Below are 10033 nucleotides of genomic sequence, written 5' to 3'. Positions count from 1 at the left end.
CCGACCACCCCGACTTCGGCACCGTCCACGGCCCGGCCACCCTGCACACCGCACTGGCCCAAGCCGACTACGTCGTCCTGGCCGCACCCCTCACCCAGCGCACCCGGCACATGGTCGACGCCCCCGTCCTCGCCGCGATGAAACCCGGCGCCCGCCTGATCAACATCGGCCGGGGCGGCCTCGTCGACGAGAAAGCCCTCATCAACCACCTCGCCACCGGACGCCTCGCCGGAGCAGCCCTGGACGTCTTCGACCAGGAACCACTGCCCGCCGAATCACCCCTGTGGGACATGCCCGGCGTGCTCGTCTCACCTCACATGGCGGGCCGGATCGCCGGCGAGAGGGAGGCGCTCATCGAGCTGTTTCTCGACAACCTCACCCGCCACATCGAGAGCCTGCCGCTCCGCAACGTCGTCGACAAGCACCGCGGATACGTGGTGGACTCCCACCCGTCACGCCTGTGAAGTCGGAACCTTTCCTGGTAAACACTGGTGAAAGCCGCAGGAGAGACAGGACCGCTCGGGGCCGCCCTCCGTCACGGATGATCCAGACGACACTGGGAGGCAGCCGGTGGGAGACGTCGACATCGGGCGCAGAGCCTTCCTGGCCGCAGTCGGGGGGACGGCGGTCGGCGCGGCCGCGGCGTCGCTCACCGGGTGCGAGAGCCGCACCGGCCGGAGTCCCGCCGCGAGCAGCAGAACGCTCGTCGTCCGCAACTTCGGCGGCTCCTACGGGGAGGCGAACCGGAAGGCGGTGTACGACCCGTTCACCCGGGAGACCGGCATCCGAGTCAAGACGGTCGTCCTGGGGCACGCCGAGATGCTCGCGCAGATCAAGGAAGGCCGTCCGCGGTTCGACGTCATGGACATCGACATGACCAACCTGGTGCTCTTCGAGCACGAGGGCGCCTCCGAGCCACTGGACTACGGCCGGTTGAAGAACACCCGGAAGGCGGGCATCCCGCAGTCCCTGCTCACGCCCAACGGCGTGGGCAAGAGCTACTGGGCCAGCGTCCTGGCCTACCGCACCGATGTCTTCGGCGGGAGGAAGCCCGAGTCGTGGGCGGACTTCTGGAGCGTGGCAGGCTTCCGGGGCCGACGCGCGCTGCAGGGCGAGGTGGACTGGCCGGAGCTGGAGTTCGCGCTGCTCGCCGACGGTGTGCCGCTCGACGGGCTGTACCCCCTCGACGTGGACCGTGCCTTCCGGGTCCTCGACGAGATCAGGGGCTCGGTGCGGACGTTCTGGGAGTACGGCGCGGAGCCGGGCGAGCTGCTGTCCCGCGGCAGTGTCGTGGCCTCCAGCACCTGGGCCGGGCGACTGCAGAGCCTGGTCGAAAGGGGTTCGGTGGCGTACGAGTGGAACGGTGCCCGCAGGCAGAGCAACGGTTACGGGATCCCCAAGGGCGCGGCCAACCCGGACGCCGCCTACCGGCTCATCGATTTCGCGCTGCGGCCCGAGGTGCAGGCCCACATGGCGCGGCTCTACCCCGACGGTCCCGTGGTGCCCGCCGCGTACGGACACCTCACCGAGTCCACCGCCGTGCACTTGCCGAGCACGCCCGGTCACCTGCTGTCGGGTTTCGACCTGGACATCGAGTGGTGGCTGAAGCACGGAAACTCCGTGACCAGGCGCTGGCAGGCGTGGTCTCGCGCCTGACCGCCTGATTGCAGCCATATGGCTGAATATGAACCTGCATGGTAAAGAGTCCGTATGCTCCGGCACCTCGGTCGGTTCTCGGCCATTCGCTCCCTCGCGCGCACCGGCGGGGGTACACGGCGTGCCGCGCTGCACGAGCCCGGCGCACGGGCATCGGGAGGGCGCCGGAAGGGCGTGCCCAAGGTGCGCAGCGTCGCCGGCCAGGTGTTCTTGTTCCAGTTGGTGATCATGGTGCTGTTCGCCGCCGCCGCGGGAGGGGCCCTCGTCGTGCAGGCCCGGGACGCGAGCACGCAGGAGGCACGGCAGCTGGCGAAGGGCGTCGCCCAGTCGTTCGCGCGGGCCCCGGGCACGCTGGCCGCGATGAAGTCCGGCAAGGCCACCGAGCTGCTTCAGCCGCGCGCGGAGGACACCCGGAAGAACACCGGGGTCGACTACGTGGTGACCTTCGATCCCCAGGGATTTCGCTGGACCCACCCCGACCCGAAGCTGATCGGCAAGCACATCTACGCCCTGCGCGAGGGTGCCGCCGCCGACCGGCCGTTCACCAAGACGTTCGAGGGCAGCCTGGGGCTGGCCGTGGACACGACGGTCCCCGTCTACGACACCAACGGGATCACCGTCGTCGGATTCGTGTCCGTCGGGGTCACCGTGGCCAGCGTCGACGACGTGGTGCAGGACCAGCTGCCGCAGCTGCTGGGCTTCGCCGGGGGTGCGCTCGCGGTGGCCGCGGTCGGGACGGCGCTGGTCTCGTGGCGGCTACGGCGCCAGACCCGCGGCCTGGACCCCTCCGAGATGACCCGGATGTACGAGCACCACGACGCGGTGCTGCACGCGGTGAGGGAAGGCGTCCTGATCATCGGCGGCGACGGACGGCTGCTGCTCGCCAACGACGAGGCCCGGCGGCTGCTGGACCTGCCCGCGGACGCCGAGGAGCGCCGGGTGGGCGAGCTCGGCCTCGAGGCGGGCACCGCCGCGCTGCTCGCCTCGGGCCGGCCGGTCACCGACGTGGTGCACCTGGCCGGTGACCGGCTGCTGGCGGTCAACGTACGGCCGGTCGACCCCGAGGACCGGCCGGCCGGCAGCGTGGCGACCTTGCGCGACACGACGGAGCTGCGGGCACTGGCGGGCCGGGCGGAGGTGGCCCGGGAACGCCTGGGGCTGCTGTACGAGGCGGGGGTGCGGATCGGGACCACGCTGGATGTGGTGCGCACCGCGCAGGAACTGGCCGAGGTGGCGGTCCCCCGGTTCGCCGACGCCGCGACGGTCGACCTGCTCGACCCGATCCTGCGGGGCGCGGTGTCGGCAGGGCCCGGCCCCGAGATGCGCCGGGTGGCGGTGCACGGCGCCGACGGGGCCCGGTCGCTCTATCCGGTGGGTGAGCTGATCCGCTTTGTACCGGCCTCGCCCGTGGCCGTCGGTGCCGAGCGGGGCCGCGCGGTCCTGGACGTGGACCTCACCGCCTCCGGCGGCTGGATGAGCGCCCAGGATCCCGCCCGCGCCCGGCGTGTGCTGGACCTCGGTTTCCACTCCCTGATCACGGTGCCGCTCCAGGCTCGCGGTGTGGTGCTGGGCATGGCGAGCTTCTGGCGTTCGGACGGCGATCCCTTCAGCGCGGAGGATCTGGCCTTCGCCGAGGAACTGGCCGCTCGGGCGGCGGTGGCCGTCGACAACGCCCGTCGCTACACCCGCGAGCACACCTTGGCCGAGAGCCTTCAGCGCAGTCTGCTGCCCGCCTCCCTGCCCGATCACGCCGCCGTGGAGGTCGCCCACCGCTATCTGCCGGCCCTGGACGGCGTGGGCGGTGACTGGTTCGACGTCATTCCGCTGCCCGGTGCGCGGGTCGCGCTGGTGGTCGGTGACGTGGTGGGGCACGGTCTCCATGCCGCCGCCACGATGGGCCGGCTGCGCACCGCGGTGCACAACTTCTCCGCCCTCGACCTGCCCCCGGACGAGCTCCTGGGGCACCTGGACGAGCTGGTGGCGCGCATCGACGGCGACGGGAACACCGAGCGGGACGGGGAGAGCGTCTCGGGCGCCACCTGCCTCTACGCCATCTACGACCCGTCCTCGGGGACGTGCTCCCTGTCCCGGTCCGGGCATCCGGAGCCGGCGCTGGTCCATCCCGACGGCACCGTGGAGTTCCTGCGGGTGCCCGGTTCCCCACCGCTCGGGCTGGGGGGCGGTCTGCCCTTCGAGACCGCGGAACTCGCCCTTCCCGAGGGGTCCCGGCTGGTCCTCTACACGGACGGCCTGGTCGAGGACCGGGAGCGGGGCATCGACACGGGTCTCGCCGCGCTGCGTGACGCGCTGACGCACGCGGGGCGCGCGCCCGAGGAGACCTGTCAGGACGTGCTCGACGCGATGCTTCCGGCTCGGTCCAGTGACGACATCGCCCTGCTCGTCGCCCGCACCCGGCTGCTGGATCCCTCCCAGGTGGCCGAGTGGGACGTGCCAGGCGATCCGGCGGTGGTCGCGCAGATCCGGGCGGAGGTCTCCGGGCGGCTGCGGACCTGGGGACTGGAGGAGATGGCGTTCACGACCGAGCTGATCATCAGCGAGCTGGTCACCAACGCCATCCGCTACGGCATCGGACCGATCCGGCTGCGGGTGCTGCACGACGGCGACAGCCTGATCTGCGAGGTCGCCGACGGCAGCAGCACCTCACCGCATCTGCGCCGGGCCGCGATCACCGACGAGGGCGGACGAGGACTGTTCCTCGTGGCCCAGTTCGCCCGGCGGTGGGGCACCCGCTACATGGCCCGCGGCAAGGTGATCTGGACCGAGCAGTCGACCCGGAGCCCGGCCGCGGAGCCCGAGGAGATGTCGGCCGACGCCCTGCTCGACCAGTGGGAGGACGCGGCCTGGTGAGTCACCGGGTCACAAGGAGGGCGATGCCGTACGGACGATGACGCCACCGGCGAAGACGAGTCGCCGGGAACATCAGCGTCCCCGGCAACTCTCCCGCCGTTCGACGTGTCCGTTCCTCAGCGGACGGGATCGGTCCAGGTCACCCGACGGTCCAGCGCTGGTTGGCCGCGCCGTTGCAGGTCCACAGGACTCCCTGGGTCCCGTTGGCCGTGCCGGAGTTCGCCGCGTCCAGGCACAGGCCGGAGCGGACGCTGGTGATCGTGCCGTTCGCGTTGACGTTCCAGCGCTGGTTCTGGCCGCCGTGGCAGTCCCAGATGACCACCCGGGTGCCCGCCGAGGTGCCCGAGGCCTCGGCGTCCAGGCACTTGCCGCCGTACACGCGCAGCTCGCCTGCGGCCGTGCGGGTCCACTTCTGGCTGTCGCGGTCCAGGCAGTCCCACAACTGCACCTGAGTGCCGTTGGTCTGCGAGGAGTTCGGCACGTCCAGGCAACGGCCGGAGCCCGCGCCGACGATCTTGCCGCCGGTGGGCTGCGGGGTCGTGCCGCCCGGCGGGACGTAGGGGCACTTGGTCTTGGAGCGGGAGATGTTGGTGCGGTCCGCCAGTGACGGGCACAGGAACTGGGTGTAGCGGATGTCGTTGTCGAGGAAGATCTTGAGCCAGGGGATCGTTCGGCGCGTCACGTTCGAGTTCCCCCAGGTGGGGAAGCCGTGGCCGCCGCTGGTGAGCTCGATGAAGGCGCTCTGGGTGCCGGCCGGCATGCCGCCGTAGAGGCCGTCGAGGTAGGACGGGGTGACCGTGCCGTCGTCCCGGGCGCCCATGATCATGGTCGGGACGCGCAGGGTGGACAGGTTCTGCGAGGGCGAGAAGGGCGCGAGCGGGAGGGCCGCCTTCAGGGACGGCCGCCGTACGGCCGCGCTGATGGCACCGCCGCCGCCCATGGAGTGGCCGAGCACGCCCAGCCGGTTCGGGTCGACGCGGTCGCGCACCGGGCTCTTCTGGGTGAGGTAGTCCAGCGCGGCGAGGAGCTGGGTTCCGCGGGCGGTGTCGTAGTCGGTGGGGCTGTTGGTGTCGATGCCGATGACGACGAACCCGAAGGAGGCGAGCCAGGGCCCCATCCAGGCGCCTTCGGCGGACCATTTGGCGGTGTAGCCGGGCACGGCGGCGATGGCGCCCCAGGTGCCCTTGCTGGTGTCCGTCGGGTAGTAGATCCTGCCGCCGTTGAAGCCGTTGCCGGACGGGACGGTGACCTCCGCGGTGGCGAACGTGCCCCGCTGGGCCGCGACGCTGCTCACCGTGGGAGCCGGGCCGCGTTCGTACGGGTTGTCCGCGACCACCGCGCGGGGCGACGGCGGTTGGGCCGACGCCGGCTGGATGGAGACGAGTGTGGCGAGCAGTCCGGTGACGGCCGCGGCCAGGACGGCCCTCAGCCCGACCGCCCTGCTTCTGCGCCGGGGTATCTGCATGGTCCTGTTCCTCCTTGCCCTGCCCTCCGCGGGGAGGACGGGCGGTACGCAGCGAGTGGGGGGTGCGCGAACAGGTGCTCTGGGAGCGTTCCCAGGTCGGTGAGCGTAGAGAGGACCTGATGTGCCGTCAAGAATCCTGTGCGAATCCGTTGTTGGGACCTGTTGAGATCTATGCGTGTGCGCTCGCGGCGGCGACGATGCCGGGGATCACACGCAGCGCGGGGCGCCAGCCCGGCCGCAATGCCGCCTCCGCGCCGGTGGTCACCGTGACCAGGCCGAGCTCGGGTACGACGACGACGTGCTGCCCCGCGTAACCGCCCGCGAAGAAGGCCGTGTGCCCGGCCATCTCGGTCACCCACCACAGGTATCCGTAACCCGCGGATTCCGGCGGCCCGCCGGCGGTGTGGGGGCGGGTCGCCTCGGCCGCGTACGCCGCGTCGAACAGCCGCCGCCCGTCCGCGGCGATGCCTCCGGTCGACCACAGACGGCCCAGGGCGACGAGGTCCGGCGCGGACAGCCGCAAGTGGCCGAAGCCGTACGGCAGTCCGTCCGGATCGCGGGGCCAGTGCGCCCGTGTGATGCCCAGCGGCCCGAAGAGGCGGCGCCCGGCGTACTCCTCCAGGTCCTCGACCAGTGCCCGGGCCAGGCAGGCCGCGAGGACGTGACTCGCGCCGTTGTCGTAGCGGAAGCAGGTGCCGGGCGGGGACAGCCGGGGAGCGGTCAGGAGCGTCCGTGTCCAGCCTGCGGAGAGCCGCATGACCGCGTCGATGTCCCAGTCGCCGGAGGGGTCCGTGCCGCCGGTCATGGTCAGCAGGTGGCGCACGGTCGTCCGCCGCGCTCCCTCGGGGACCATCGGAGCGAGCAGCTCCCCTACCGTCGCATCGAGTTCGAGTCGGCCGTCGCTGACCGCGCAGCCGACGAGTGTGGACAGGACGCTCTTGGTGACGGAGAAGACGTCTCCGGGCTCGTCCACCGCCCGCCGGCCGTACGCGTACGCGGCGACCGTGCGGCCGCCGTGTTCCACCACGAGGTGTTCGGTGTGCGCCAGCTCCGGCTCCCGCCGGATCCGTGCGTCCGCCTCGGCCACCGCGTCTTCGATCGTCAACGGCCCCTCCCCCGACATCGGCTTGGCTCAGCCGAATGGGGTCGGTGCGAGCGGATCCGACGTCTCACGGGGTGCGGAACCCGCGGAACGTCACCTGCCTGCGCGTGGTGAAGCCGAGCCGCTCGTAGAGGGCGAGCGCGCTGGTGTTCGCCTCGGCCACATGCAGGAAGGGCCGCTCGCCGCGCGCCACGATGCGGTCGATGTGAGCGCGCAACAGGCGGCCCGCGTGGCCCTGTCCGCGTGCTTCGGGGGCGGTGCAGACGGCGCTGATCTCGGTCCATCCGGGCGGCCTGAGCCGCTCCCCCACCATCGCCACCAGCCTGCCGCCGTCCCGGACGCCGAGATAGGTGCCGAGTTCATGGGTGCGGGGCGCGAAGGGCCCCGGCCGGGTCCGCTCCACGAGGTCGAGCATCTCGGGCACGCTCTCCGCACCGAGTTCGACGACGCCGGAGCCGGGCTCGGCCGACGAGGGGTCGGGGGCGCTGGCGCCGGTCCAGATCATCTGGCGGCCTTCGAGGACGAAGACCGGATCCCAGTCCGGGGGCGGCATGGCCGGGCAGCTGAACAGGTCGGCGAACCCGCCCGGTCCCAGCAGCTTGGCCAGATCCGCCCAGTCCTGCCCGTCCGGCTCGCGGGACACCGCGCAGAAGGTCGCGACTCCGGGGGTGTAGGTGAGAGCGCCGCCGAGGCGGCGGGCGAGATGCGCGTGGTGCCCGCGCAGGGATTCGCCCACCGGGTCGTCTAGTGCGACGGCGTCGCCGAGCCCCGTCATCGTGCTGTGCCTTCCCGCCGTGTGCCGGAGCCGGTCGGCCGGGAGGCCGACACGGCTCTTCGGATGCCGACCGCCATGCTAGTCAGCCCCGCACGGCGGGATTCCGGCGCTACCTGAGGTACGCGGCGAGCGGGAGGTTCTGCCGGCGTACGTCACCGGCGACGAGTCCGGCGATCCGCTGGGCGCCGTACGTCTCGAAGTGGGTGTGGTCGTTGCAGAAGAAGGCGCCGACGGGGCCCGACCCGTAGTCGCCGTTGTGCGGGCAGAAGCGCAGGCTGTTGTAGAGCGAGACGCTGAGCGCGTGCAGGTCGACGACCGGTGCCCTGGTGGCGGAGCCGACGGCGAAGGTCTCGTTCACGAAGCCGCGGTTCTTCGTCGCCGTGCTTCCGGAGCAGGTGATCGCGGCGACCGGCGTGAGCAGCACCGGGTGCGCTCCCCGGGCCAGGGCGGCCTGCACCATCGTGGTCATCAGCTGCCGGTAGCGGACCGGGCCGACGTGGCGGGGGCAGGTCGAGGAGGAGTCGTTGATGCCGAACTGGATGAACAGGTAGTCGCCCGCCTTCATCCCGGTGCTCGCGTTCAGCATCGACTGCCAGCGCGAGGAGTACGCGTTGGAGGTCAGGCGGCACTCGCCGTCCGAGCCCTTGGTGCCGCTGACGTTCCCCTCGTACATCCAGGTCTGGATGCTGCGGCCGCCCACGGCCTGGTTCCGGACGGTGACGTCGGCGTTGAACAGGGCGTCGAACTGGCTTCCCCAGCCGACCGGACAGCGGGCGGAGCCCGGGTTGGCCATGGTCGAGTCGCCGGCCAGCCACACGGTGACGGGCTGGGCGGCCGCCCGGGCGGCAGGGGCGGCGGAGCCGGAGCCGGAGCAGCGCGCCGCGGCGTCGCCGGCCGCCGAGGCGGTGCTGAGCCCGAGGCTCGACAGGGCGAGCAGCAGCACGGCGGTGATCAGGACCCGTGCGTTCCGTACGTTCTTCATCGGTTACCTCCCGGGGGCGGGCGCCCCCATGCGTCGGTCAGCGCAGGTGGGCGGCCAGGGGCAGGTTCTGCTCCCGCACGGCCTGGAGCAGCAGCGCGCCCATCTGGGCAGCGCCGTACTGCGAGAAGTGGGTGTTGTCCGTGACGCCGTCGACGGAGGAGCGGAGGAAGAGCTGCGCGGAGGCGGACGGTCCGAGGGACTCGACCAGCGCCTTGCTCCGGGCGGTCAGGTCGACGACCGGGACGCGCTGTGCCGCGCCGACCGCGCGCATCTCCGCGGGGAGGTTCGCGCCGACGCCGTTGATGTGCAGTGCCGTGCCGGTGAGCCGGTTGCCGTCGAAGAGCCGGCGGACCGGTGGCGTCACCAGGACCGGGACACCGCCCTTGGCGCGGATCCGGGAGATCATGGTGGTGAGGTTGTTCCGGTAGGCGGACGCGCTGGTCTGCTTGTCGTTGTGGCCGAACTGGATGTAGACCGGGTCGTTCGCCTTGACCTTGGCCAGCAGTGCGGGCAGGAGCGCCGCGTTGCTGAGGAAGCTTCCGGAACTCTCCCCCGAGTCGCCGTAGTTGGCGATGACCGCGCCGGAGCGGATCGAGGAGGTGATCATCTGCCCCCAGCCGGTGTAGGGAGCGGCCGGCTGGTCGCAGACGGTCGAGTCACCGGCCAGGTAGGCCACCAGCGGTTGGGCGGCCGGCTTCACCGAGACGGCCGAGACCTGCGGACCGGAGCCCGTGAAGCGGAGGTCCAGGCCGGGGGTTCCGGTGCCGCCCTGGCCCGTCGGCTGCCCTTCGGGCTGACGGACGTTGACGGTGAAGGTGTGGGTGGCGACCGCTCCGGCCGCCGTTCTCGTGGCCGGGAGCATCAGCCGCCGGGCCTCGGCCCACATCTCGGTCTGTCCGGCCAAGGCGCCGCCGATGGAGACCGTCACGTCGTAGTTGCCCGGCGCGACCGCGTAGTGGCAGGTGATCGCCGAGGTGCCGGTACAGCCGGCCGGCAGCGCCCGCGGTGCGGCGGCGGCGTTGTGGACCGCCCCGGTGCCGGCCAGGGCCGCCAGGGTCAGCAGGCCCGCCGTCGCCAGCCGGGCGCCGGGTCCGCCGGCGCGTCGGGGCGGCAGGGTCGTCATGGTCATGGGTCCGTCCTTCGTCAGGGAGAGGTACGGGGTCGGGGAGGCGGCACGCGGGAGCC

At 72.0% G+C, this 10033-nt stretch carries 7 protein-coding genes and 2 pseudogenes; 3 read left to right on the top strand and 6 right to left on the bottom strand.

The genetic code is table 11. The annotated features are described in order from the left end of the window. The 3 genes from AC0665_RS36410 to AC0665_RS36400 all read left to right on the top strand — a co-directional run. The coding region (locus tag AC0665_RS36410) for an NAD(P)-dependent oxidoreductase (protein WP_478706685.1) at positions 1–464 on the top strand (464 nt) is incomplete at its 5' end. Positions 465–570: 106 nt separating this feature from the next. Next, a complete protein-coding gene (locus AC0665_RS36405; protein WP_478611006.1) occupies positions 571–1656 on the top strand; it encodes an ABC transporter substrate-binding protein in 1086 nt (361 codons plus the stop codon). Between the two features lie 183 nt (positions 1657–1839). After that, positions 1840–4524 carry a SpoIIE family protein phosphatase gene (locus AC0665_RS36400; RefSeq protein ID WP_478611178.1) on the top strand — a complete coding sequence of 895 codons (2685 nt, stop codon included), beginning with the start codon at positions 1840–1842 and terminating at the stop codon, positions 4522–4524. Positions 4525–4663: 139 nt separating this feature from the next. Here AC0665_RS36400 and AC0665_RS36395 read toward each other — a convergent pair. The 6 genes and pseudogenes from AC0665_RS36395 to AC0665_RS36370 all read right to left on the bottom strand — a co-directional run. Further along, a pseudogene (locus tag AC0665_RS36395) lies at positions 4664–5050 on the bottom strand (RICIN domain-containing protein); the annotation flags it as partial. A 45-nt stretch (positions 5051–5095) separates the two neighbouring features. Further along, positions 5096–5989 (bottom strand): annotated as a pseudogene (locus AC0665_RS36390) (dienelactone hydrolase family protein); the annotation flags it as partial. A 169-nt stretch (positions 5990–6158) separates the two neighbouring features. Further along, the gene (locus AC0665_RS36385; RefSeq protein ID WP_478706684.1) at positions 6159–7094 is read right to left on the bottom strand and encodes a serine hydrolase domain-containing protein; all 936 of its coding nucleotides are present in this window, start codon (positions 7092–7094) and stop codon (positions 6159–6161) included. A gap of 64 nt (positions 7095–7158) precedes the next feature. Continuing rightward, positions 7159–7866 (bottom strand): GNAT family N-acetyltransferase, encoded by a 708-nt coding sequence (locus AC0665_RS36380; RefSeq protein ID WP_478611009.1) that lies wholly within the window; start codon positions 7864–7866, stop codon positions 7159–7161. Between the two features lie 109 nt (positions 7867–7975). Further along, a complete protein-coding gene (locus AC0665_RS36375; RefSeq protein WP_478706683.1) occupies positions 7976–8848 on the bottom strand; it encodes a GDSL-type esterase/lipase family protein in 873 nt (290 codons plus the stop codon). A gap of 37 nt (positions 8849–8885) precedes the next feature. Continuing rightward, positions 8886–9977, bottom strand: coding sequence for a rhamnogalacturonan acetylesterase (locus tag AC0665_RS36370; protein ID WP_478611012.1), 1092 nt, complete (start codon positions 9975–9977; stop codon positions 8886–8888). Positions 9978–10033: the final 56 nt, after the last annotated feature.

It is taken from the genome of Streptomyces sp. NPDC043685 (assembly GCF_056436585.1).
Note: the sequence above shows the minus strand (reverse complement) of the source record. Positions and strands in the feature narration are given on the sequence as shown.

Bases quoted from the DNA above. Each gene is read 5' to 3' on its own strand.
- AC0665_RS36380 (WP_478611009.1), bottom strand. From the start codon at position 7,866: ATGACGGGGCTCGGCGACGCCGTCGCACTAGACGACCCGGTGGGCGAA.
- AC0665_RS36375 (WP_478706683.1), bottom strand. From the start codon at position 8,848: ATGAAGAACGTACGGAACGCACGGGTCCTGATCACCGCCGTGCTGCTG.
- AC0665_RS36370 (WP_478611012.1), bottom strand. From the start codon at position 9,977: ATGACCATGACGACCCTGCCGCCCCGACGCGCCGGCGGACCCGGCGCC.